This window comes from Arthrobacter sp. NamB2, assembly GCF_005281365.1.
Taxonomy (GTDB): Bacteria; Actinomycetota; Actinomycetes; order Actinomycetales; family Micrococcaceae; genus Arthrobacter_D.
This window is the reverse complement of record NZ_SZWI01000003.1, coordinates 75,656-100,306: the sequence shown is the minus strand read 5'-3', so window position 1 is coordinate 100,306 and position 24,651 is coordinate 75,656. Positions and strand designations below refer to the sequence as shown.

General features: G+C 68.0%; 21 protein-coding genes and 1 tRNA gene. 17 read left to right on the top strand and 5 right to left on the bottom strand.

Annotation, left to right across the window (positions count from 1 at the left end):
- Positions 1–64 precede the first annotated feature (64 nt).
- The 17 genes from FDK12_RS06970 to FDK12_RS06890 all read left to right on the top strand — a co-directional run bounded on the left by FDK12_RS06970 (position 65) and on the right by FDK12_RS06890 (position 19,283).
- Positions 65–1,171, top strand: coding sequence for a BMP family protein (locus tag FDK12_RS06970; RefSeq protein ID WP_137368903.1), 1,107 nt, complete (start codon positions 65–67; stop codon positions 1,169–1,171).
- Positions 1,172–1,324: 153 nt separating this feature from the next.
- Entirely contained in the window at positions 1,325–2,869 is a 1,545-nt protein-coding gene (locus FDK12_RS06965; protein WP_137368902.1) for an ABC transporter ATP-binding protein, read from the top strand.
- On the top strand, positions 2,866–4,263 hold the full coding sequence (locus FDK12_RS06960; protein WP_137368901.1) for an ABC transporter permease: 1,398 nt from the start codon (positions 2,866–2,868) through the stop codon (positions 4,261–4,263). Before FDK12_RS06965 ends, FDK12_RS06960 begins: the two co-directional genes overlap by 4 nt.
- A complete protein-coding gene (locus tag FDK12_RS06955) occupies positions 4,260–5,552 on the top strand; it encodes an ABC transporter permease (protein WP_137368900.1) in 1,293 nt (430 codons plus the stop codon). Before FDK12_RS06960 ends, FDK12_RS06955 begins: the two co-directional genes overlap by 4 nt.
- A 7-nt stretch (positions 5,553–5,559) precedes the next feature.
- On the top strand, positions 5,560–5,955 hold the full coding sequence (locus tag FDK12_RS06950; RefSeq protein WP_137368899.1) for a cytidine deaminase: 396 nt from the start codon (positions 5,560–5,562) through the stop codon (positions 5,953–5,955).
- 118 nt (positions 5,956–6,073) lie between these two features.
- Positions 6,074–7,360, top strand: a complete 1,287-nt coding sequence (locus tag FDK12_RS06945; RefSeq protein ID WP_137368898.1) for a thymidine phosphorylase — start codon at positions 6,074–6,076, stop codon at positions 7,358–7,360.
- Positions 7,361–7,631: 271 nt separating this feature from the next.
- Positions 7,632–8,315 carry a DedA family protein gene (locus FDK12_RS06940; RefSeq protein WP_137368897.1) on the top strand — a complete coding sequence of 228 codons (684 nt, stop codon included), beginning with the start codon at positions 7,632–7,634 and terminating at the stop codon, positions 8,313–8,315.
- A 24-nt stretch (positions 8,316–8,339) separates the two neighbouring features.
- Positions 8,340–9,497, top strand: a complete 1,158-nt coding sequence (locus FDK12_RS06935; protein ID WP_137368896.1) for an adenosine deaminase — start codon at positions 8,340–8,342, stop codon at positions 9,495–9,497.
- A 20-nt stretch (positions 9,498–9,517) separates the two neighbouring features.
- Positions 9,518–10,231, top strand: a complete 714-nt coding sequence (locus FDK12_RS06930; RefSeq protein WP_223263152.1) for a MazG nucleotide pyrophosphohydrolase domain-containing protein — start codon at positions 9,518–9,520, stop codon at positions 10,229–10,231.
- Positions 10,232–10,374: 143 nt separating this feature from the next.
- Positions 10,375–11,655, top strand: a complete 1,281-nt coding sequence (eno, locus tag FDK12_RS06925; RefSeq protein ID WP_137368895.1) for a phosphopyruvate hydratase — start codon at positions 10,375–10,377, stop codon at positions 11,653–11,655.
- A gap of 97 nt (positions 11,656–11,752) precedes the next feature.
- On the top strand, positions 11,753–12,640 hold the full coding sequence (locus FDK12_RS06920) for a septum formation initiator family protein (protein WP_137368894.1): 888 nt from the start codon (positions 11,753–11,755) through the stop codon (positions 12,638–12,640).
- Between the two features lie 91 nt (positions 12,641–12,731).
- Positions 12,732–13,490 (top strand): DUF501 domain-containing protein, encoded by a 759-nt coding sequence (locus FDK12_RS06915; protein ID WP_189636286.1) that lies wholly within the window; start codon positions 12,732–12,734, stop codon positions 13,488–13,490.
- Positions 13,490–14,434, top strand: a complete 945-nt coding sequence (locus tag FDK12_RS06910; protein WP_137368892.1) for a Ppx/GppA phosphatase family protein — start codon at positions 13,490–13,492, stop codon at positions 14,432–14,434. The genes FDK12_RS06915 and FDK12_RS06910 overlap by 1 nt, the downstream gene beginning before the upstream one ends.
- 4 nt (positions 14,435–14,438) lie before the next feature.
- Entirely contained in the window at positions 14,439–15,944 is a 1,506-nt protein-coding gene (locus FDK12_RS06905) for a S8 family serine peptidase (RefSeq protein WP_137368891.1), read from the top strand.
- 34 nt (positions 15,945–15,978) lie between these two features.
- A complete protein-coding gene (locus FDK12_RS06900) occupies positions 15,979–17,418 on the top strand; it encodes an NAD(P)/FAD-dependent oxidoreductase (protein ID WP_137368890.1) in 1,440 nt (479 codons plus the stop codon).
- Between the two features lie 131 nt (positions 17,419–17,549).
- Positions 17,550–17,622 (top strand) — tRNA-Leu (locus FDK12_RS06895).
- 263 nt (positions 17,623–17,885) lie between these two features.
- Positions 17,886–19,283, top strand: a complete 1,398-nt coding sequence (locus FDK12_RS06890; RefSeq protein ID WP_137368889.1) for an ABC transporter substrate-binding protein — start codon at positions 17,886–17,888, stop codon at positions 19,281–19,283.
- A gap of 189 nt (positions 19,284–19,472) precedes the next feature.
- Here the strand turns inward: FDK12_RS06890 and FDK12_RS06885 are convergent, their stop codons facing one another.
- The 5 genes from FDK12_RS06885 to FDK12_RS06865 all read right to left on the bottom strand — a co-directional run bounded on the left by FDK12_RS06885 (position 19,473) and on the right by FDK12_RS06865 (position 24,593).
- Positions 19,473–20,183, bottom strand: a complete 711-nt coding sequence (locus tag FDK12_RS06885; protein WP_223263151.1) for a hypothetical protein — start codon at positions 20,181–20,183, stop codon at positions 19,473–19,475.
- Positions 20,184–20,344: 161 nt separating this feature from the next.
- Positions 20,345–21,085, bottom strand: a complete 741-nt coding sequence (locus tag FDK12_RS06880; RefSeq protein WP_104117897.1) for an ABC transporter ATP-binding protein — start codon at positions 21,083–21,085, stop codon at positions 20,345–20,347.
- A complete protein-coding gene (locus FDK12_RS06875) occupies positions 21,085–22,080 on the bottom strand; it encodes an ABC transporter ATP-binding protein (RefSeq protein ID WP_104117951.1) in 996 nt (331 codons plus the stop codon). The genes FDK12_RS06880 and FDK12_RS06875 overlap by 1 nt, the downstream gene beginning before the upstream one ends.
- Positions 22,081–22,262: 182 nt before the next feature.
- Entirely contained in the window at positions 22,263–23,243 is a 981-nt protein-coding gene (locus FDK12_RS06870; protein ID WP_104117896.1) for a branched-chain amino acid ABC transporter permease, read from the bottom strand.
- A gap of 9 nt (positions 23,244–23,252) precedes the next feature.
- On the bottom strand, positions 23,253–24,593 hold the full coding sequence (locus FDK12_RS06865; protein WP_137368888.1) for an ABC transporter permease subunit: 1,341 nt from the start codon (positions 24,591–24,593) through the stop codon (positions 23,253–23,255).
- Between the last annotated feature and the right edge of the window lie 58 nt (positions 24,594–24,651).

Here is a 24,651-nt window from a genome sequence, read left to right as displayed (position 1 = left end):
CTCGACCCGTGATGGACACTCACTGGTATTCGTCCCCGTGGCGCATTTCTTTCCTGGAGGCATTTTGAAGAACTCACTGCGCAAGTTTTCGCGCGGCACAGGCCTGTCCGCCGCCGTTCTCGGCGTATCGGCCCTCGTCCTTTCCGGCTGCGGCGCACCGCCGGCCGAGGATTCGTCCGGCGGCGGAGCCGAAGCCGGTTCGGACTACCTCGGCTGCATCGTCTCCGACTCCGGTGGATTCGACGACCGCTCGTTCAACCAGTCCAGCTACGAGGGACTGAAGAAGGCCGAGGCCGACCTCGGTATCGAGATCAACCAAGCCGAGTCGCAGGCCGAGACCGACTTCGGCCCCAACGTCGACCAGATGGTCCAGACCGGCTGCAACCTCACCGTCACCGTGGGCTTCCTGCTGGCGGACACCACGAAGGCCGCCGCGGAGCAGAACCCCGAGGCGAACTTCGCCATCGTGGACGACAACTCGATCGACCTGCCCAACGTGAAGCCGATCATCTACGACACGGCGCAGGCCGCGTTCCTCGCCGGCTACGCCGCGGCGGCGACCAGCGAGACGGGCAAGGTGGCCACCTACGGCGGCATCAACATCCCGACCGTGACCATCTTCATGGACGGGTTCGCCGAGGGCGTCGCCCACTTCAACGAGGAGACGGGCGGGGACGTCCAGCTGCTCGGATGGGACAAGGAGAGCCAGAACGGCACCTTCGTGGGCAACTTCGAGGATGCCGCCGCCGGCAAGACCAACACCCAGAACTTCATCAACGAGGGCGCCGACATCATCATGCCGGTTGCAGGACCGGTCGGTTCGGGCACGCTCGACGCCGTCATCGAGGCGAATGCCGCAGGCAAGGACGTCAAGGCGATCTGGGTCGACTCGGACGGCTACGAGACCGCCGGCAAGGGCGAGGAATTCATCCTCACCTCGGTCATGAAGCTCATGGGCGACGCCGTCGAGGACGTCATCAGCACCGACGTCGAGGGCAACTTCGACAACACGCCGTACGTCGGCACGCTGGAGAACGGCGGGGTAGCACTGGCTCCCTTCCACGACCAGGAGGCCAACGTCCCCGCGGATCTGCAGTCCATTCTCGACGAGCTGAAGGAACAGATCATCGCGGGCGAGATCACGGTCGATTCGGCCGCCAGCCCCAAGTAGCACAGCGACGCCAGAGAACCGCCTTCCTCCTGCGGATCCACGCCGGGAGGAAGGCGGTTTGCGTTTGCCCCGGGTGCGTGCCCCGAAGCCGCAGCCGGTATCCTTCACCTGACTTTCACCGAAGACAACAGAACAGAACAGGCTGGTTGAGTTGTGAAACTCGAACTGATCGGCATCACGAAGCGCTTCGGATCGCTCGTTGCCAACGACTCCATCGATCTCGTGGTGGAGCCCGGACAGGTCCACAGCCTGCTCGGCGAGAACGGGGCCGGCAAGTCCACGCTGATGAACGTGCTGTACGGACTGTACGACCCGACCGAGGGTGAGATCCTCGTCAATGGCAAGCCCGTGACCTTCAAGGGTCCCGGTGACGCGATGGCCGCCGGCATCGGGATGGTGCACCAGCACTTCATGCTCGTGCCGGTCTTCACCGTCGCGGAGAACGTGGCCCTCGGCAACGAGGCCACGAAGGCGGGCGGCATGCTCAACCTGCAGACCACGCGGTCGCGGATCCGGCAGATCTCGGACCAGTACGGGTTCGACGTCGATCCCGACGCCGTCGTCGAGGACCTGCCCGTCGGTGTGCAGCAGCGCGTGGAGATCATCAAGGCGCTCGTACGCGACGCGGAGGTCCTGATCCTGGACGAACCCACGGCCGTGCTGACGCCGAAGGAGACCGACGAGCTGCTCGGCATCATGGCTCAGCTCAAGGCTGACGGGAAATCGATCGTCTTCATCTCCCACAAACTGCGGGAGGTCAAGGCGGTGTCCGACGTCATCACCGTGGTCCGCCGGGGCAAGGTCGTCGGCACCGCGGATCCCAGTGCTCCCACCACCGAACTCGCGTCCCTCATGGTCGGCCGCTCGGTCAGCCTGACGCTCGACAAGAAGCCGGCGACCCCCGGCGAGACGACCTTCAGGGTCCGCGACCTGACGGTTCAGGCCGCCAACGGCCAGCGCGTCGTGGACGGGCTCAGCTTCGATGTCGCGCAGGGCGAGATCCTCGCCGTCGCCGGGGTCCAGGGCAACGGTCAGACCGAGCTCACCGAAGCCATCATGGGCCTGCAGGACCATGTCACGGGATCGATCATCCTCGATGGGAACGAACTCGTCGGCCGCAGGGTCAAGGACATCATCCGCGCGGGCGTCGGCTTCGTGCCCGAGGACCGCAGCGTCGAAGGACTCGTCGGCACGTTCTCCGTCGCCGAGAACCTCATCCTGAACCGGTACGACGACGCCCCATTCGCCAAGGGCCTTTCGATGTCGCCGTCGGCCATCGACAAGAATGCCGACGAGAAGATCGCCGAGTACGACGTCCGCACGCAGTCCGCGTCCGCGGCGGCCGGCACGCTCTCGGGCGGCAACCAGCAGAAAGTCGTCATGGCCCGCGAGTTCTCGCGGCCACTCAAACTGTTCATCGCGTCGCAGCCCACGCGCGGCGTCGACGTCGGATCCATCGAGTTCCTGCATCGCCGGATCGTCGCCGAGCGCGACGGCGGCACGCCGGTCATCATCGTCTCCACCGAACTCGACGAGGTCCTGGAGCTCGCCGACCGCATCGCGGTGCTGTACCGCGGACGCCTCATGGGGATCGTGCCCGGAACGGTGTCCCGTGATCTCCTCGGCCTCATGATGGCCGGTATGCCCGCCGACGAAGCCCTCGAGCAGGCACACGACGTTCAAGGAGGAAATCTGTGACCCCGCAGGACGATCGTCCGGTATCCCCGGTCAGCGACGGCGGAACCCCGCCGACGCGCCGGCAGAGCAAGGACGCCGCACGCCAGGACGAGGTGCGCCTCGAGAACGCGGCCGAGACGGCAGGAGGGGAACTACCGCCACCCGCGGTGCCCGCCACCGCCGCAGGCCTCGGTGCCGGACCAGGGCCGGAGGCCGGTCTGATGCAGCGCATCATGACCGGGAACGCGCTCGTGGCGTTCCTGTCCGTGGTGCTGTCGCTGATCCTCGGCGGGCTGCTCATCGCGGTCACCGACCAGGACGTCGCACGTGCGTCGTCGTACTTCTTCAGCCGGCCACAGGACACCCTCGGTGCGGCCTGGACGGCCGCATCGAGCGCCTACTTCGCGCTCTTCCAGGGTTCCGTCTTCAACTTCGAGGGCGAGACCTTCACGCGGATGGTCTACCCCCTGACGCAGACCCTCACCGTGGCAACGCCGCTCATCTGCGCAGGCCTCGGTGTCGCCCTCGCCTTCCGGGCGGGCCTCTTCAACATCGGTGCGCAGGGCCAGATCCTGATCGGGGCGACGTTCGCCGGATGGATCGGGTTCACGCTGCACCTCCCGGTCGGTGTCCATCTGCTGCTCGTGATCCTCGCGGGCATGGTCGGTGGCGCTGTCTGGGCCGGGCTCGTGGGACTCCTCAAGGCCCGTACCGGGGCGCACGAGGTCATCCTGACGATCATGTTCAACTACATCGCGACGAACCTCGTGCTGTACTTCCTGAGCACTCCGGCGTTCCAGCGGCCCGGGTCGACGAACCCGATCAGCCCCCAGCTCGATGCGACGGCCCTGTATCCGCCGCTCCTCGGACCAGCATTCCGCCTGCACTGGGGCTTCGTCGTCGCCGTCCTGGCCACCATCTTCGTGTGGTGGCTGCTGAACCGCTCCACGGTCGGCTTCGAGCTCCGCGCGGTCGGAGCCAACGCGAGCGCGGCCCGCACCGCCGGCGTCAACGTCAGCAAGGGTTACATCCTCGCCATGGCCATCGCCGGTGCCCTGGCGGGGCTGGCCGGCGTGGCCCAGGTGTCCGGGACGGAGAAGGTACTGACTTCGGGAGTGGCCGCGAGCTTCGGCTTCGACGCCATCACGGTGGCGTTGCTCGGTCGCTCCTCGCCCTGGGGGACGTTCGCAGCGGGCATCCTCTTCGGCGCGTTCCGTGCAGGGGGAGTGGCCATGCAGGCCTCGACCGGGACCAGCATCGACATCGTCCTCGTGGTGCAGTCGCTCATCGTCCTCTTCATTGCAGCGCCGCCCCTCGTCCGCGCGCTGTTCCGCCTCCCGGCACCCGGCGCCACGCGCGCCGGCAAGGGAAGCGCCTCGACCCGCACGCCAGCCTCGACCGGAGCAGCAGCATGAGCACAGCAACCACCGCCCGCGACGAGCGACACGACGCAACCGGTACCGCCACGGTGCGGAGCTGGAAGAACCCGATCATCCTCTCCGTCGTCGCCGTCATCGCGTCCCTCGTGTTCGCGCTCGGCGCGCCGCGCAACGATGTCACGTTCAGGCTCTCCGAGGAGAACGACCCGATCGTCCTGCCGTCGATCGTGGTGTCGGCGCCGGTCATCGGGTGGATCGCGGCCCTCGCGATGATCGCCCTGGCCGTCTACGCGATCCTCCGGACGCGCTCCGGGCAGAAGGTACCCACCTGGGTGCTGGCCGTGTTCGCCGTCCTGTTCCTCGTCGCGTTCCTGACGTGGGTGGTCGGCAGTGCGCGCACGCCGAACGTGGCGCTCTACGGACTCCTCGCCGGTTCGGTGACCCTCGCCGTCCCCCTGATCTTCGGTTCGCTCTCGGGCGTGCTCTGCGAGCGTTCCGGTGTCGTGAACATCGCGATCGAGGGGCAATTGCTGTTCGGTGCCTTCGCGGCCGCGGTGGCGGCCTCCCTCTCCGGCAGTGCGATCGTCGGACTGTTCGCAGCGGCTGTCGCCGGCGTGCTCGTATCGCTCGTCCTGGCCGTCTTCAGCATCCGCTACGTCGTGAACCAGGTGATCGTCGGCGTCGTGCTCAACGTGCTGGTGTCCGGCCTCACCGGGTTCCTGTTCTCCGCCGTCCTCAGCGAGGACTCCGAGCGGTGGAACTCGCCGCCGCGGCTGCCCGTCATCGAGATCCCCCTGCTCGCGGACATCCCGGTGATCGGCCCGATCCTCTTCCAGCAGACCGTCGTGGGATATCTCATGTACATCGCGGTCGCCGTCGTCTACGTGGCCCTTTACCACTCGCGCTGGGGCCTGCGCACGCGTGCCGTCGGGGAGCACCCGAAGGCCGCTGACACCCTCGGCGTGAACGTGAACCGGATGCGCTTCATGAACGTCCTGCTCGCGGGCGTGGTCGCGGGCGTCGGCGGTTCGTTCTTCACGCTCGTAGCCGTGTCGGGCTTCGGCCGGGACATGACGGCGGGCCAGGGGTACATCGCCCTTGCGGCTCTGATCTTCGGGCGGTGGAACCCCATCGGAGCGTTCTTCGCGGCGTTGCTGTTCGGATTCGCCACCAACCTGTCCAACGTGCTGAGCCTTCTCGGCACGCCGGTGCCGGACCAGTTCCTGCGCATGCTGCCCTACGTGGTGACGGTCTTCGCCGTCGCCGGCCTGGTGGGCCGTTCGCGGGCACCGGGAGCCAGCGGTATTCCGTACATCAAGGGTTAGGACCAGCATGAGAGAGAATGACATCCCCTGGGACGACCTCGCCGCCACGGCGAAGGACGCCATGATGAAGGCCTACGTCCCGTATTCGAAGTACCCCGTGGGAGCGGCGGCACTGCTCGACGACGGCCGAATCATCTCCGGCTGCAACGTGGAGAACGCGTCCTACGGGCTGACCCTGTGCGCCGAATGCGCCCTCGTCAGTGCGCTGGCCATGAGTGGTGGAGGGCGCATCAGGGCCTTCAGCTGCGTGGACGGCGAGGGGAACACGCTGATGCCGTGCGGTCGTTGCCGCCAGCTCCTCTACGAGTTCCGCGCACCCGACATGGTGCTCATGACCGTCAGCGGCATCCGGACCATGGACGAGGTCCTGCCGGACGCCTTCGGGCCCCAGCACCTCGCCTGACGAAGGGGCGCGGCCGACCGGCCGGGCACCTTCCCTTCCACCGTCACGGTCCCGGTGGGCTCCCACGACGAGCCCGACCGTCCGTGCACGCCATCCGCACAATCCAAGAGGATCTCCCATGACCGAAGCGTTCGACGCCGTCGACATCATCCGCACCAAACGTGACCGGGGCACGCTCTCACCCGAACAGATCGACTGGACCATCGATGCCTACACCCGCGGGGTCATCGCCGACGAGCAGATGGCTGCCCTCAACATGGCGATCCTGCTCAATGGGATGGACCGGGCGGAGATCTCCCGGTGGACGGCGGCGATGATCGCCTCCGGGGAGCGCATGGACTTCTCCTCGCTCGGCCGCCCCACGAGTGACAAGCATTCGACCGGCGGTGTCGGTGACAAGATCACCCTGCCGCTGGCGCCGCTCGTCGCCGTCTTCGGCGTGGCCGTGCCGCAGCTCTCGGGGCGTGGACTCGGCCACACCGGCGGCACGCTGGACAAGCTCGAGTCCATCCCCGGCTGGCGGGCACACCTGAGCAACGAGGACATGCTGCGCCAGCTCGCCGAGGTCGGTGCCGTCATCTGCGCAGCGGGCACGGGCCTCGCTCCCGCCGACAAGAAGCTCTACGCACTCCGGGACGTCACCGGGACCGTCGAGGCCATTCCCCTCATCGCGTCCTCGATCATGAGCAAGAAGATCGCCGAGGGCACAGGATCGCTGGTCCTGGACGTGAAGGTGGGCAGTGGGGCGTTCATGAAGGACGTCGACCAGGCGCGTGAGCTCGCCGAGACCATGGTGGCGCTCGGCAAGGACGCCGGAGTGAACACGGTGGCCCTCCTGACCGACATGAGCACGCCGCTCGGGCTCACCGCGGGGAACGCCATTGAGGTCGAGGAATCCGTGGAGGTCCTCGCGGGAGGAGGCCCTTCCGACGTCGTCGAACTCACCGTGCGCCTCGCCGAGGAGATGCTTGCATGCGCCGGCGTGCACGGCGCCGACCCCGCTGCCGCCCTGAAGGACGGTCGTGCCATGGACGTCTGGAACAGGATGATCGAGGCGCAGGGCGGGGACCCGCGCGCCGCCCTGCCCGTCGCTAAGGAATCCGAGGTCATCCTCGCGCCGGCCGACGGCGTGCTCGTGGGCCTGGACGCGCTCTCGGTCGGCGTCGCCGCATGGCGGCTCGGGGCAGGCCGCGCGCGCAAGGAGGACGAGGTGCAGGCGGGGGCCGGCGTGCGGATGCACGCGAAGCCCGGGGCATCCGTGCGCGCCGGGGAGCCGCTCATGACCCTGCTGACCGACACCCCGGAGAAGTTCGAGCGTGCACGCGAGGCCCTGGCCGACGCCGTGGTCATAGCCCCCGAGGGCTCGCGGCCGGCGCACCAGCTGATCATCGACCGCATCGCCTAGCAGCAGGGGCGCCGGAGCCGGGAATGCCCTCGGGGTGAACCCTTAGGGCATCCCGGGGAACACTCATCCCGTGGGGTGAGGCATGCTGCTATGCATGTCGCCCGGAAGGCCGACGACGCACGGCAGGGCCCGCCGGTAGCGTCGGAAGCGACGCACGGCAGTCCATTGCGGTTCGACCGGAACCGCGGCAGCCGGCGTCGGATCCCGTTCCGACCACAGCTTCCACCCCTGGTGGCGGGTTGCACGGGACGTGACGGCGGAGGAGCCCACGATGGATGCGATCACCAGTGCACTCAACGGCATCAGTGACTTCGTGCTCGCGGCCGCCGAGCAGCCCTGGGTGTACCTCCTCGTCCTCGTGTGCTGCGTGGTGGACGGCTTCTTCCCGCCGATCCCCAGTGAATCGGTCGTCGTCGGCCTGGCCTCCCTCGTGATCACCCAGGGGATCCCGAACCCGTGGCTGCTGATCCTGGTCGCCGCACTCGGTGCCTTCCTCGGCGACAACATCGCCTTCCTCCTCGGCAGAGGCATAGGCACCACGCGCTTCCGGTGGATGAGGCGTCCGAGGATGCAGCGATCCTTCGCCTGGGCCGGCAACGAACTCGCGAAACGGGCCGCGTCGCTCATCCTGGTGGCGCGGTTCATCCCGATCGGGCGGGTGGCGGTGAACCTGACGGCGGGCGCCACGGGGTACTCCCAGCGGCGCTTCGTCGCCCTGACGGCGCTCTCGGGAGTCGTCTGGGCCGCCTACTCGGTGGGGATCGGGGCGGTGGCCGGCACCTGGTTCCAGCACAACCACCTGCTGGGCGTGGCCGTGGCCATAGCGATCGCCGTCGTGATCGGGGTCGTCGTGGACCGCGTGATCGCCCTCGTCCGGGGTTCGACGCCGCTAGACGCTGCTGTGGTCGACTCCCAGGAACAGCCTGAGCCCGCCCGTGAGACCAGCCCCCGGTGACGTGCATCGCGTAGGCTTGGCAGCGTGACCCAGACCCAGAACGACGTCGTTTCCGACGCTGCCATCGACATCCGGACCCTCCCGAAAGTCTCCCTCCACGATCACCTCGACGGAGGGTTGCGGCCGGCGACCATCCTGGAGCTGGCAACCGAGATAGGGCACGAATTGCCGGCGTCGGACGCCGAGTCCCTCGGCGCGTGGTTCCGGGAATCCGCGGATTCCGGATCGCTGGAGCGCTACCTCGAGACGTTCGACCACACCATCGCCGTCATGCAGACGCGCGAAGGCCTCGTCCGGGTAGCCCGTGAGTTCGTCGAGGACCTCGCGGCCGACGGCGTCGTGTACGGAGAGGTGCGCTGGGCCCCGGAGCAACACACGCAGAAGGGCCTGACGCTCGATGAGGCCGTCGAGGCCGTCCAGGAGGGGCTCGAGTCGGGTGCAGCCGCCGCCATCGCCTCGGGTCGCGTCATCCAGGTGGGACAGCTCATCACCGCCATGCGCCACGCCGACCGTGGCCAGGAGATCGCGGAACTCGCCGTCCGGCACCGGGACAGCGGAGCCGTCGGCTTCGATATCGCGGGCGCGGAGAACGGCTTCCTGCCCTCGCGCTTCGCCGATGCCTTCACCTTCCTCGCCTCCCAGCAGTTCCCGGTGACCATCCACGCAGGGGAGGCAGCGGGTCTGGAGAGCATCAAGGACGCCCTCGTCGCCGGACGCGCGCTACGCCTCGGCCATGGCGTCCGCATCGCGGAGGACATCGAAATCGAGGAATCGGCGGACGAGGAGGCGGGCGACGGCGAGGAAGTCGGTATCGCGAACCTCGGGCTCATCGCATCGTGGGTCCGTGATCGCGGGATCCCCCTCGAACTGTGCCCGTCGTCGAACCTGCAGACCGGCGCCGTCGCCACCTTCGGCACCACCATCGACGCCCACCCGTTCGACCTCCTGTACCAGCTCGGCTTCAAGGTGACGGTCAACACCGACAACCGGCTCATGAGCGGAGTGACCCTGACGGGGGAGTTCGAACTCCTCGTCGACACCTTCGGCTACGACCTCGCCGACCTGCTGGACCTGACGCTCAACGCGGTCGACGCCGCGTTCCTGCCGCTCGAGGACCGCGAGGCGCTGGCCGAGCACATCGCATCCAGTTTCGACGCGGCCGCACGCCAGGCTTCCGCCTAGCCCTTCCGACGACGGCCGCCGTGACCGACGCTGCATACCGGGAGTCCGACGCCACGCCGGGGAAGCCCCCGGGCGTGGCGGTCGAGCGTCTCGTCGAGGTCGTCGCCCTCCTGCGCCGGCACTGTCCGTGGACAGCGGCACTGGACCACGCGAACCTGCTCCAGTACCTCGTGGAGGAGACCTACGAGCTCTACGAGGTCGTCGATGACGTCGCCCGGACGGATGAGCCGGACGATGAACTCCTCGAGGACCTCCGCGGCGAGCTCGGGGACGTCCTGTTCCAGGTGGTCCTCCACGCGCAACTCCGCGCTGAAGCAGGGTCCTTCGGACTGGCCGAGGTCGCCGAGGGCCTCACGGCGAAGCTCGTGCGCCGCAATCCGCACGTCTTCTCGCCGGAGGGCGTTCTTCGCTCTGCCCGCCCTGCATCGGTGGACGACATCGTCGCGACCTGGCAGGCGGTGAAGGAGCGGGAGACGCCGGCCCGTACCTCCCCCTTCGACGGCATTCCCCACCACCTTCCCGCTCTGGCCTTCGCCGCCAAGACCCTCCAGCGAGCGGGGGAGGAGCGTGGAGGCGAAGCCCCTCCGGACGACGACGAGGCCGAGGTCGGCAGGCAGCTCCTGGCACTGACGCGGCGTGCTCTGAGCGCCGGCGTCGATCCGGAGCGGGCGCTCAGGCGAGCCACGCTGGACTACCAGCGCCACGCTGCGGGTGACCCGGAAGCCACCGCGTGACCCACGCGCCGACGTCACACGCCGGTGACCCAGCCCACGTCGGACGCACGTGAACTAGGCTGGTGGCAACACCTCCGTTGCTCTGACAAAGACGTCCCAACACGATGTGAATTCCTACACTCCAACGAAGAGGAGCAAAATCCATGGCCATCATCGATGCCATCCACGCGAGGGAAATCCTCGATTCCCGCGGCAACCCCACGGTCGAGGTCGAGGTACTGCTCGACGACGACACGTTCGGGCGTGCGGCCGTTCCCTCCGGCGCATCCACCGGTGCGTTCGAGGCCAACGAGCGGCGCGACGGCGAGAAGGACCGCTACCTCGGCAAGGGCGTCCTGCAGGCCGTCGAAGCCGTCATCGAGCAGATCCAGCCCGCGCTCCTCGGCTTCGACGCCGCGGATCAGCGCGCCATCGACCAGGCGATGATCGACCTCGATGGCACTGAGAACAAGTCGAACCTCGGCGCCAACGCCATGCTCGGTGTGTCGCTCGCGATCGCCCGCGCCGCCGCCGAGTCCTCGGCCCTGCCGCTCTACCGCTACCTCGGCGGGCCGAACGCGCACGTCCTGCCGGTGCCCCTCATGAACATCCTCAACGGCGGCTCCCACGCGGACTCCGACGTGGACATCCAGGAATTCATGATCGTCCCGCTCGGCGCGCAGTCCTATTCCGAGGGCCTCCGCTGGGGCGTCGAGGTCTACCACGAGCTCAAGTCGGTCCTGAAGGAGAAGGGCCTGGCGACGGGCCTCGGCGACGAGGGCGGCTTCGCCCCGAACCTGCCGTCCAACCGCGACGCGCTGGACCTCATCACGACCGCCGTCGAGCGCGCCGGCTACACGCCGGGCACGGACATCGCTTTCGCACTCGACGTCGCTGCCTCCGAGTTCTACAAGGACGGTGCCTACCAGTTCGAGGGCAAGGCCCTCAGCACCGAGGAGATGAGCGCCTACTACGTGGAGCTCGTCCGCGACTACCCGCTGGTCTCCATCGAGGACCCCCTCGACGAGGACGACTGGGAGGGCTGGAAGCACCTCACCGACTCGATCGGCGACAAGGTGCAGCTGGTCGGCGACGACCTGTTCGTCACCAATCCTGTCCGCCTCGCCAAGGGCATCCAGAACCAGACCGCGAACTCGCTGCTCGTCAAGGTGAACCAGATCGGCACCCTGACCGAGACGCTCGACGCCATCTCGATGGCACAGCGCGCCGGCTACACCACGATCACCTCGCACCGCTCCGGCGAGACCGAAGACACCACGATCGCCGACATCTGCGTCGCCACGAATGCCGGCCAGATCAAGACCGGTGCACCGGCCCGCAGCGAGCGCGTCGCGAAGTACAACCAGCTGCTGCGCATCGAGGAGGAGCTCGACGACGCCGCACGCTACGCCGGTCGCAGCGCCTTCCCGCGTTTCACGGCCTAGTTGATCAGTAGTTGATCGAGAGGGCAGTTACCCTCGTTAGACGGGTTCCGCGAGGAACCCGGTGCGAACCCACGCGCAAGCATTTCCGAGGAGCTCCATGACTGCCCGCCGACCCAACGTGCCGAGAGCCGGCCGTCCCTCGCCCCAGGCGGAGGAGCGGCCGGCCGCCGGGACGGCCAAGGGTCAGCCCCCTGTCCGCGTCGCCAAGGCGGCGTCATCCCCGGCTGCCGGTGGCACGGGGACGCGCGGAGCCGGTCACACGTCGAATCCCCCCGAAGCGGTCCGGGCCAGAGCGGCAGGACCTGCGCAGCGCCGGCCGCCGGCACCCCGTGCGGCGGGGCCTTCGGCCACGAAGGACCCACGCATCGCCGACGGTGGCACGGGCGCGAGGAACGCCCGCGCAGGCGCTGGCACCACCAGCACGACGCCGGCACGGCCGACACGCACGGCCGCACCGCGGCGCACCTCTCCGTCGGCGTCGCAGTCCGCAGTGCGGTCGGAGTCGCGGGCCGCGGAGCGCTCGCAACTCGCAGGGAACATCCGCCGTGGACGGCTCGGCTCGCGACGGGCCGAGTCAGCCATCCAGCCGGCAGAGGAAGCGACGCCCATCCCGGCGAAGTCCTTCTCCGGCCGGCTCCTCGCCCTCGCCGTCGTCCTCATCGCCGTGATCGTCCTGCTCGCCCCGTCGGTGAGCCGTTATGCGCAGCAGCAGGCCGAACTCGACGCGCTGCGCGCGGACATCGCCCGGCAGCAACAGGAGCAGGCGGACTACCAGTCCGAACTCGCGCGCTGGGACGACCCGGCCTTCGTGAAGCAGCAGGCGCGCGAGCGTATCTTCCTCGTGATGCCGGGGGAGACCCGCTATCTCGTGAAGGGCGGCGACGGCATCGAGGAGAGCACGGGAGAGGGATCTGCCACCGCACCCACCGACCTGCCCTGGGTCGACTCGCTCTGGAGCTCCATCGCCCGCGCAGCGACGGACTGAGCGGTTCCGAGCAGTAGCGACCGGCACCAGCCACCGCGCGGCCCATGGCCGTGCGCTGTACGCCCGCGTGGCGTCCCAGGAAGGAACAAGCGTGACCCAGCAGCACCATCAGGACGAGAAGGACCAGGACCCGAGGACTCCCAGTGAGCGCGATCTGGACGTCCTCAGCCGTCAGCTCGGGAGGCCGGTCCGGGACGTCGTCGAGATCGGTGCGCGGTGCGTCTGCGGCAATGCGCTCGTGGCGACCACTGCTCCCCGGCTGTCGAACGGCATCCCGTTCCCAACGACCTACTACCTCACCCACCCCGTCATCACCTCTGCCGTGTCGAGGCTCGAGGCCGACGGCGTCATGACCGAGATGAGCGAGCGGCTGACCTCCGACGGAGACCTCGCCGGCCGGTACCGTGCCGCTCACCAGGCCTACCTGGCCGCACGGGAAGCCGTGGGAGAGCGTGCCGGTACCGGCGCTGTGCCCGAGATCGAGGGCGTATCCGCCGGAGGGATGCCTACGCGGGTGAAGTGCCTCCATGTCCTCGTGGGGCATTCCCTCGCCGCAGGTCCTGGCGTCAACCCCCTGGGCGACGAGGCGATCGCGCGGATAGCGCCCTGGTGGACCAGAGAGGTCTGCTACTGCGAGGGTGCCTGGGACACCTCGGGCCAGGCGCCCGACGCCGACCTCAGCAGGCACACCCGCACCCAGGGCCTGAGTCCCGAGGAGCTCGAGGCGAAGCGCGCCGCGCGTCGCCGCGAATCCACTCCGGGCACCGGAGGGCCGGGGAACGACGAGCCCACCGACCAGCCCGGACCGACCGAACCGTCCGGATCGACCGGCCCGAGCAAGGAGAAGTAATGCGAACAGCTGCGATCGACTGCGGTACCAATTCCATCCGGTTGCTGATCGCGGATGTCGACGGCGGAGTCCTGACCGACGTCGTCCGCCTGATGCGCGTGGTACGCCTCGGCGAGGGCGTCGACGCCACGGGGCGCCTGTCCGACGCCGCGTTGGCAAGGACCTTCGCCGCTGCGGAGGAGTACGCCACGCTCATCGAGCGGCACGGCAGCCCGCCCGTGCGATTCGTCGCCACGTCAGCATCGCGTGATGCCGAGAACCGCCAGGTCTTCGTCGACGGCATCCGAGCGCGGCTCGGAGTCGAGCCAGAGGTCATCTCGGGCGACGAGGAGGCGCGGCTGTCCTTCAACGGCGCCGTCAGCGTCCTCGCGACCGCCCGGGACGAGACGGTGCTGGTCATCGATCTCGGCGGTGGAAGTACGGAGTTCGTTGCCGGGACGATGGACGGCCTGATCGCCGCGCGGAGCACGAACATGGGTTGCGTGCGCTACACCGAGCGCTTCCTGCAGGACGACCCGCCGACGCCGGAGCAGATCGAAGCCATGGACGCCGAGATCGCCCGCCTCATGGACGAGGCGGCCGCACAGGTTCCCCTCGAGCGCATCACGAAGATCGTGGGTGTCGCCGGAAGCGTCACCACGGTGACGGCGCACGCCCTCGGCCTGCCGGAGTACCAGGCCGAACGTATCCACGGCGCCGAGCTGCCCATCAGTACGGTCTCCTCGGCGGCGTCCGACCTGCTGCACATGCCGCGGTCGGCCAAGGCCGCCCTGCCGTACATGCATCCCGGTCGTGTCGACGTGATCGGAGCCGGGGCGCTGATCTGGCGGGCCATCGTGGAACGCGTCGCCGCGGTGACGGACGGTCGTGTCACGACCGCGGTCACCAGTGAGCACGACATCCTCGACGGGATCGCCCTCAGCGTTGCGGAGCGGGACGGGTGAACTGATGAACACCCCAGCTCGCGTCACCCGCTCTGCGGCGGCCGTCGTCGTCGCCTGCGTCGCTGTGCTGCTGCCGGCTGCCGGCCCTGCGGCTGCGGACGAGGTCCGTGGCAAGGAGTACTGGCTGGAGGACTACGGGATCGCCGAGGCCTGGAAGAGCACGCAGGGGGAGGGCGTCACGGTAGCCGTCATCGACAGCGGCGTCGACGGCAATCACCCCGATCTGGCAGGAGCGGTGGTCGGCGGCACGGATGCATCCGGTGCAGGCGATCCGGGCGGGCAGCGCGGCATCGGGGAAGTACCGGGGCACGGCACGCTCGTCGCGACGCTGCTCGCCGGACGCGGGCACACCGATCCGGAGCCGCCCGCGCCCGCGCCCGCCCCGGAGCCCGAGTCCAAGCCGGAGCCCGAGTCCAAGCCCGAGCCCTCGGGCGGCAGCACCGGATCGGCGGCCCCCCAACCCACCCCGGAGCCGAAGCCGTCACCCTTCAGCCAGTACGGCACCGGACCGGACGGCATTGTCGGAGTCGCACCGAAGGCGGATCTGCTCGCCATCTCCGTCTGGATCGAGGGACAGAACAGCGGGCCCAATCCGGCAGGCGTGACGGTCGATGAGCAGGTTCCGAACGCGGTCCGCTGGGCGGTGGACAACGGTGCGGACGTCATCAACATGTCCCTCGGCAGCACCAGCACGGCGTGGCCCGAGAGCTGGGACCAGGCGTTCCTGTACGCGGAGCAGAACGACGTCGTCATCGTGGCGGCCGCCGGCAACCGTGCCGGAGGGCTGACCCAGGTCGGAGCACCCGCGACGATCCCCGGGGTGCTCGCCGTCGCCGGGCTCGACCGGTCGGGGATCGCGAGTGCCGAGGCCTCGTCGGAGGGAATCAGCATCGCGGTCGCCGCTCCGTCGGAGAACCTCGTCGGTGGTCTGCCGGGCGGCTTCTACGCCGACTGGTCGGGCACGTCCGGTGCCGCGCCACTGGTCTCCGGAGTCGCCGCGCTCATCCGCGCCAAGTACCCCGAGCTGTCGGCGGCGCAGGTCGTCAACCGTATCGTCGGTACGGCCAGGGACGCCGGGGCGCCCGGCTTCGACACGCTGTACGGGCACGGCGTCCTCGATGTCGCGGCGGCCGTCGGCAGCGAGATCGCAGTGCCGGAGCAGAACCGCCTCGGAAGCATGGCTGAATGGATCCAGCTCTACAGGCGGAGCGGCCAGACTCCCGCTCCGGCGCCGGTTCCGTCGCGGGAACCAGCCGCTGAGGTCATCCCTGCTCCGCCCGTCCCGCAGGCCGAGGATCCCCTCGCTTCCGTCCACACCGTGCCCGCGTTCGTGGTGCTCGGGTTCGGAGGGCTCCTGCTCGCGGTGATCGCCGGAGGAGCACTCCACGTGGCGCGTGTCAGGCGCCGTCCTGCAGCGCCTCTGGACGACGACACCGGACGGATCGAGCGAGTCCAGGGAGGCGGTAACGAGCAGGGAGCCGGGGGAGTTCCAAGGACGTCGCCGAGCTAGTGAAGATTTTCACAAACTCCGGTAGCATCGAGGAATGGCATCGAACCAACACTTCTCTGACCGCCCGCGCATCCTCGTCGTCGGCGGCGGCTACGTAGGCCTGTACGTCGCTCACAGGCTGCAGAACAAGGTCAAGGACCACGGCGGCATCGTCACGCTCGTGGATCCCCTGCCCTACATGACCTACCAGCCCTTCCTCCCCGAGGTCGCCGCCGGAAGCATCGAGCCTCGCCACGCGATCGTCTCGCACCGCAAGCACCTGCGGAAGACCGAGCTGATCTCGGGCAAGGTGACATCGATCAACCACGCCGGACGCACGGCCACCATCGCGCCCACCGGTGGCGGCGACTCCTTCGAACTCGGCTACACCGACGTCGTCGTGGCAGCAGGTTCCATCACTCGCACCTTCCCGATCGATGGCCTGAAGGACCAGGGCATCGGCCTGAAGACCATCGAGGAGGCGGTGGCGCTGCGCAACAAGATGCTCGAGCGCATCGAGACCGCGTCCGTGATGCCGGAGGGTCCCGAGCGGGACCGCGCCCTCACCTTCGTCGTGGTGGGTGGCGGCTTCGCTGGGATCGAGACCATCACGGAGATGGAGGATGCCGCGCGCGACGCCGTCAAGGCCAACGCCCGCCTCAGCCGCTCCGACCTCCGCTTCGTGCTCGTCGAGGCCATGGGGCGCATCATGCCCGAGGTCACCGCCGAGCAGGCCGAATGGGTCGTCTCCCACCTTCGCTCGCGGGAGATCGAGGTCCTGCTGAACACGTCGCTCTCGAGCGCCGTGGGTGGCACGCTGAAGCTCATCAACATGCCGGACAAGACGCCGGCTGACGAGTTCGAGACCGACACCCTCATCTGGACCGCCGGAGTGCAGGCGAACCCGGTGGTCCGCTCGACGGACTTCCCGGTGGACGAGCGCGGCCGTGTCCGTGCCAGCGCCGAACTCCGGATCACGGGCGACGACGGGCCCATCGAGCACGCATGGACCGCAGGCGACGTCGCGGCTGTTCCCGACCTCACCGGTGGGGGCGTGGGAGGCTTCTGCGTCCCCAACGCCCAGCACGCCGTCCGACAGGCGAAGCTGCTGGCCGCCAACATCCTCGCGGCCAACTACGGCCTCGGCGAGGTCACGGAGTACAAGCACACCAACCTCGGCGCCGTCGCGGGTTTCGGCCAGTTCAAGGGTGTCGCGAACATCATGGGCTTCGGCATGAAGGGCTTCCCGGCCTGGCTCGCCCACCGTGGCTACCACGGCTTCGCGATGCCGATGTACGAGCGCAAGGCGCGCGTCATCATCAACTGGAGCATGAGCTTCCTCTTCGGTCGCGACCTCGCGCCGCTGTCGGATCTGCAGAACCCGCAGCGCCAGTTCCGCGAAGCGGCGACCCCGCCGCCGAAGAAGGACACCGCGCTGCAGAGCCAGCCGCCCACGCCGGCCGGGCAGACGGCAGCCGCGAAGGCCTCTGCCTGACGCCTTCCGGTTCATCCGGACACGCACGAGAACGACGGCGACCGCCTTCCTGGGGGTCGCCGTCGTTCTGTGTCTCCACCTGTGCGCGGCGAGTCGCGCCGGCGTCCGGGGTAGGCTGAACCGGCTGAAAGGCCCCAGTAGCCCAATGGCAGAGGCAGCAGACTTAAAATCTGTTCAGTCAGGGTTCGAGTCCCTGCTGGGGCACGTCCTCCCGCACTCGCGAGGAGGCTCGTCGAAGCGGGAAGTGAGCCATCGCGGCACCCCCGACACGGCGATGACGGATGCGCAGTGCGCTGAGTAGTGCGCGCTGTCAAGAGTGCGCTCCCCACGGTGTGATGAGCGTTACAAGGATGTAACCGGATTCCCTTATCTCCGACACAAAATTGCATTAGCTTTTCCTACAAGCCAGGAACACTTGGCGAACGCAACAAAGGCAGCAAGAGCCTTTCGGTCGAGGAGACTAATTCATGACTGCAACACGCAATCCCGCGCGGTCTGGCATCGGGGAGATGACCCCGCGCGCGGCAAAGGTCGCTGCCCTGGGCCTGGGCATCGCGCTCTTTGCCTCCGGCTGCGGCGGCGGCGGAACCACGGGTTCCGAGGGTGAGGGTGGCGACACCGAGACCAGTGCTGCTGCTGCGACGTCGGCGCTGGCATGCCCCGAGAGCGAGGGAGGCGCAGGCGAGGAACAGGGCGAGAAGGGTGACCCCGCAGCCGTTCCCGCCAGTGAGACCACCAGCCCCGAACCTTTGAAGCTCGGTTCCATCCTGCCCACCACCGGAACCCTTGCGTTCCTCGGCCCGCCCGAGATCGCCGGCGTCAACCTCGCTGTCAAGGAAGTCAACGAGGCCGGCGGTGTGCTGGGCCAGGACATCTCCATCACCCACCGCGACTCGGGCGATACGACCACCGACATCGCGACGCAGTCCGTCACGGATCTGCTGTCCCAGAACGTCAGCGCCATCATCGGAGCTGCGTCCTCGGGTGTCTCGAAGACCGTCATCAACCAGATCACCGGTGCAGGCGTGGTGCAGTTCTCGCCCGCCAACACGTCGCCCGAATTCACCACCTGGGACGACAAGGGCCTGTACTTCCGCACCGCTCCCTCGGACGTGCTCCAGGGACGCACCCTCGGCAACTACATCATGACGTGTGGCGCCCAGACGGTCGGCATGATCACCTTGAACGACTCCTACGGCACCGGCCTGCAGAGCAACATCCAGGAGACCGTCGAGGCTGCCGGAGGCCAGGTCGTCGCCAACGAGATGTTCAACACCGGCGACTCGCAGTTCTCGAGCCAGGTGGACGCCATCGCGGCGGCGAAGCCGGATGCGATCGTGCTCATCAGCTTCGACGAGGCCAAGAGCATCGTCCCGCTGCTCGTCGCGAAGGGCATCGATGCCAGCACGCTCTTCATGGTCGACGGCAACACCTCCGACTACAGCGCGGACCTCGATCCCGGAACCCTCGAAGGCGCCCAGGGCACCATCCCCGGCCCCTTCACCGGCACCGGCTTCCAGGAAGCCCTGGCCACTGTTGATCCCAACCTCAACAGCTTCGCGTACGCCGGTGAGAGCTATGACGCCGTGAACCTGATCTCGCTCGCCGCAGAGGCTGCGGGAAGCGTCGAGGGAGCGGCAATCGCCGAGCAGCTCGAAGCGGTCTCCAAGGAGGGCACCAAGTGCTTCGACTTCGCAGGCTGCGTCACGCTGCTGCGCAACGGCGAGGACATCGACTACGACGGCATCTCCGGTCCCGTGTCCTTCGACGAGAACGGTGATCCCACCGAGGCGGCCATCGGCATCTACAAGTACGACGCCGACAACAAGCCCCAGCCGAGCCGCTCCGAGGTCGGACAGCTCTAGGGTCTGACCCGACGGGGTTCCGCCCCTGACGGACGCAAGCAGGAGGCCCCGGCCGCCCTTCCTCGGAAGGTGCAGCCGGGGCCTCCTGCTGTCCGGGACCAGTTGCCGCGAGACGTTCCGTGACACAGCACCGTTCCGTGACCCAGCACCGTCGAGCGGTAGGTGCCCGAGTGTGGCGGGACGAAACGGTCAGGAGTCCCCGGGCTCGCGCCTGGAGAGGGCATAGGAGGGCTCGCGTACCTTCCGGGCCCACTCGTACGTCTGCGCTCCTGCCAGGGGGTGAAGGACGGCGTCGAAGCGCAGGTCCTTCTCCTCCGCTCCTTCGTTGAGGCGCAGCGTGACAGTGCCGAAGCGGTGCCACCGCCCTGACGGCGTTGTGAAGAACAGGCCGAGCTGCCACGCAGAAGCACCGAGGGATCGCCGGAAGCCCCGGAGGGAGGACGGCAGACCGGCAGGCGCGAGCGTCCTGGCCCCGATCAGTACGGGGCCCTCCTCGCCCCGGTAGGGCATCATCGTGGTGAGCGGCGCCCTGGATATCCCGAGCCGCGGCATGAGGACGAAGCGCCCCGGGACGGACCACCCCGTCGAGGACAGCAGGATGTCCGAGAACGTCGATGGTGCCGGTCCGGCGTCCGGGTGGTGGATCCGCAGCGCGAGGCCCACGATGTCGGGCAGCCCGTCGGGAGTACCTGCGGATCGCGAGACGCGTGCCGTCACCCCTGCGGCGCCCGGCTGGTCGATCCAGGAGATACCACTTCGCCTTGCGTGGCCCTCGACAACCACCGCGCCGTCGAGCCGGAGGCCCCTCGAATGGATGGGGCGATGCCGTCGCACGTGCTTGATGCCGCGGAATACGAGCTCGAAGCCCTTGCCGATCGCGCTGCTGGGCAATCCTGCCATGTGCCGGGCGTCCTTCCTTCGTCGGTGTCGCTTCCCCGTCCTCGTTCCAAACCTACTGGGCGTCCAACGACAGTGGGCGGAACCGTCACCGGTCCCGCCCACCCCTTGCGCTTTCGTGCGCCTACGTCATCCTGGTTCCACCTGCCGCGCTGCGGCAGGAATCAGGCGGTATCCGCGAGGGTTCCGAGGTACAGCTGGATTACCTTCGGATCCTTCATCAGTTCGCGGCCTGTGCCTGTGTACGCATCCTTCCCCTGGTCCAGCACGTAGGCCCGATCACAGATCTGCAGGCACCGGCGTGCGTTCTGCTCCACCATGATGACGGAGACACCGGCGCGGTTGATCTCGTGGACGCGCAGGAACGTCTCGTCCTGCTTCACGGGCGAGAGCCCGGCGGAGGGTTCGTCGAGCAGCAGGACGGCCGGATCCATCATGAGCGCGCGGCCCATCGCGACCATCTGCCGCTCACCTCCCGAGAGCGAGCCCGCTCGCTGTGCCCTCCTCTTGCCCAGTTCGGGGAAGAGGCTGGTGACGAAGTCGAACCGCTCCTTGAAGTCCTTGGGACGCTGGTACATGCCCATCTGGAGATTCTCCTCGATGGTCAGCGTCCCGAACACGTTGTTGTTCTGCGGGACGAACCCGACGCCGCGGCTCACGAGCCGGTTCGCCTTGAGCCCTGTGAGGTCCTGTCCACGCACCACGACGGTGCCCGAATGGACCTTCACGAGGCCGAACATCGCCTTCAGGAGCGTCGACTTCCCGGCACCGTTCGGGCCGATGATGCCGATGAGCTCGCCTCGGCGTGCCTCGATGCTGCAGCCGTTCAGGATGTTCACGCCGGGAAGGTAGCCCGCGACGAGATCGGTGACCTTGACGACAGAGTCTCCCTCGAATTCAGCCATTATCTCTTCTCCTCGTCGGGGTGGGCAGGGTGGGCGGGGCCGGCGGACGGGGCGCCGCCCGCGACCTCGGTGACCCCGTGTCCGAGGATGCCCTCGTCCTCGGTGCCGACGACCGACTCCTCGTCGTTGGCGAGCTCCTCCTCAAGGCGCTCGATGCCGGTGGAGTCGCCGAGGTCCACGTCGTGGTGGGCGCCCAGGTAGGCGTCGATCACTGCCTGATCCTTCATGACGATGTCGGGCGGTCCCTCCGCGACGACCTTGCCCTCGGCCATGACGACCACCCAGTCCGCAATATGGCGGACCATGTGCATATCGTGCTCGACGAACAGCACGGTCATGCCTTCCGCCTTGAGGTTCTTGATGTGGTCGAGGAGGGACTGCGTCAGCGCGGGGTTGACGCCTGCCATCGGCTCATCCAGCATCACGAGCCTCGGGCGGACCATGAGCGCTCGCGCCATCTCGAGGAGCTTGCGCTGGCCGCCCGAGAGTGATGCAGCATAGTCGTCACGCTTGGTGTCGAGCTTGAACTTCTGCAGCAGCACCTCGGCCTGCTGCGTGATCTCGCGCTCGCGACCGCCCCAGATGCCTTTGAACAGGGCGCGGGCGAGACTCTCGCCCGGCTGGTCCGTAGCGCCCAGACGCATGTTCTCCATCACCGTGAGCTTGCCCATGACCTTGGTCAGCTGGAAGGTGCGGACCATGCCCATGCGCGCGACCTTGTGCGAAGCGACCTTCGCGAGGGGCTTGCCGTCGAACTCCCAGTCGCCGCTGTTCGGGATGTCGAACCCGGTCAGCAGATTGAACAGTGTGGTCTTTCCGGCTCCGTTGGGCCCGATAAGGGCCGTGATCTTGTGCCGGGGGATCTCGAGGTGTTCGACGTCGACGGCGTTGATGCCACCGAAGCTCCGCGTCACGTTCCGGGCGATCACGATGGGGTCACGCTTGCGGCACCCCGGCCCGGCGGCGTCGGTGGTGATCGGGGCGGAGTCGGTCATGTGGTCCTGCCCGGGCGCTGCACCCGTCGAGCTTCCGCTGCCTGGTGCGACGGTGGGAGAGCCTGCGGCGTGTGCTCCGCCGGTTCCACCCTGGCCGCCGTCCTCCGGGACGTCCGCCGCATGGGCTCCGGCGGCACCCCTGGCGCCGCTGTCTCCGGTGGTGCTGTCGCTGTGGTTCGTCGTCATGCGAACGCCAACTCCTTCTTGTTACCCAGGACGCCCTGCGGCCTGAAGACCATGAGCAGCATCAGTGCCACACCCACGAGGATGTAGCGCAGCTGGCCCGCCTGCGAGTTCGACAGGAACGTGATGGCGCCGACCTCGATCGCGCCGTACAGGAGTCCCTGCGTCAACGAGAGCACTACCCAGAAGATCATCGCTCCGATGACCGGTCCGAGGACAGTGGCCATGCCGCCGAGAAGGAGGCATGTGTAGAGGAAGAACGTGAGTTCCGTGGCGTAGTTGGCAGGCTGGACCGCGCCTCGCGGCAGCGTGAAGATGATGCCCGCCAGGGAACCGAGGACACCGCCGATCACGAGTGCCTGCATCTTGTAGGCGTACACGTTCTTGCCGAGGGAGCGCACGGCGTTCTCGTCCTCCCGGATGCCCTTGAGGACACGCCCCCAAGGACTGCGCATGAGCAGCCAGACGACGAGGCACGCGATGATCACGACGCTCCACCCGACGATCCGGATCCAGAAGTCGCGCTCGTTCATGCCTAGGGGGCCGACGTTGTAGGTGCCCGGGGGGAACGGGTTGAGATCGTAGAAACCGCCCTCGAACGCAGCCAGGCCGTTGGCCGACCCGGTGACGTCCGTGAGTCCGTTGGTGGTCACGATGTAGCGGATGATCTCGGCTGCGGCGATCGTCACGATGGCGAGGTAGTCGGCGCGCAGGCGCAGGGTCGGTATGCCGAGCACGATCGCGAACACCACCGAGGCCAGGAGTGCGACCAAGACGGCCACGGGCAGTGGGGCATTGAAGCTGAGCGTCGAGATGGCGTACCCGTACGCTCCGACAGCCATGAAGCCGGCCTGGCCGAAGTTGAGGAGGCCCGAGTAGCCGAAGTGCACCGCGAGGCCAAGGGCTGCGAGTGCGTAAGCCGCCGTCGTCGGGCTGATCAGCTCGCCGAAGGCGTTGACAAGGATGTTTCCGAAGTCCATGAAGAGCCCCTAACCTATGCGCTCTCGGCGGCCGAGGATACCCTGCGGCCGGAACAGGAGCACGAGAATCATGATCAGCAGCGCTCCCACGTATTTGAGGTCTGCCTCGAGCCAGATCGTGGAGATCTCCACGAAGAGGCCGACGATGATGGAGCCGACGAGGGCGCCGAAGACGGTGCCCAGACCGCCCAGTGTCACGCCGGCGAAGATGAGCAGCAGGATCTGCTGACCCATGTTGTAGGAGACGCCGGGACGGTAGTACGCCCAGAGGATGCCGCCGAGCGCGGCCAGCATGCCTCCGATGACCCAGACGATGCGGATGACGCGGTCGACGTCGATGCCGGAGGCGGCCGCGAGGGCCGGATTGTCCGCGACGGCGCGGGTGGCCTTGCCGATGCGCGTCCGGAGCAGCAGGAACGCGACGACGAGGATGACGACGAGGCTGATGATCAGCGACGTGAGGTCGTTACGGGAGATGGAGACCGAACCGATGTCGATGATCTCGCTCTGCGAGCCGGGCAACTGCCGGGTGGCGCCGCCGAAGAAGAACTGGATGACATAGCGCAGCGCGAGGGCGAAGCCGATGCTGACGATCATCATCGGGACGAGCCCTGTGCCGCGCCTGCGCAGCGGCTTCCAGAGCCCGGCGTCCTGCACGTAGCCCAGCAGCCCTCCGCCGATGACGGCCAGGACGATCGCGACCGCGATCGGGAGCCCCGCGGCAGCGAAGGCGAACGCCAGGACCGCCCCGAGGGTCACCATCTCGCCGTGGGCGAAGTTCGTGAGCCCGGTGGTCCCGAAGATCAGCGAGAGGCCGACGGCGCTGAGCGCCAGGAGCAGGCCGAAACTGAAGCCGGCCAGGGCGCGCTCGGTGAGTGTCTCCAGGAAGGACGTCTGCTGCGACACGATGCCCTCACCGAAGAGGAAGAGCGTGGTGGCGCTGGAGGTGTTGGCGAAGGTGACTTCACGCGGGTTCTCCTGCCCTTCGGCAAGAGCGATGCCGTCGGGGAGGGTGTCCTCGTCCAGGGCGACTTCGTAGGTGCCCTGCTCCGGCACCGTGATGCTCCAGGCGCCATTTGCGCCGGACGTCGCTTCGCCTTCGAATCCATTGCCGGTCACGGTGACGGTGGCGTCGGCGATCGGACCGTCGACGCCACGGAGGACACCTCCGATCCGATAGTCGACGTTCTGCGCATGGATGGTCGCGGGGATGTGGACCGGATGCAACGCCGGGACGGGCGGCTGGGAGGACGCCTGCGCGGACGTGGCGCCGAGCAGCACTGTGGCCAGGAGACCGAGCACCAGCAGCAGGGATCTCCTGATCCGAGCAGGCGTCGATAGGGTGTTCAAGATGGGAACCTCCACGGTGGGGGCAGGCCCGACGGCAAGCCGCCAGGATCAACAGTTG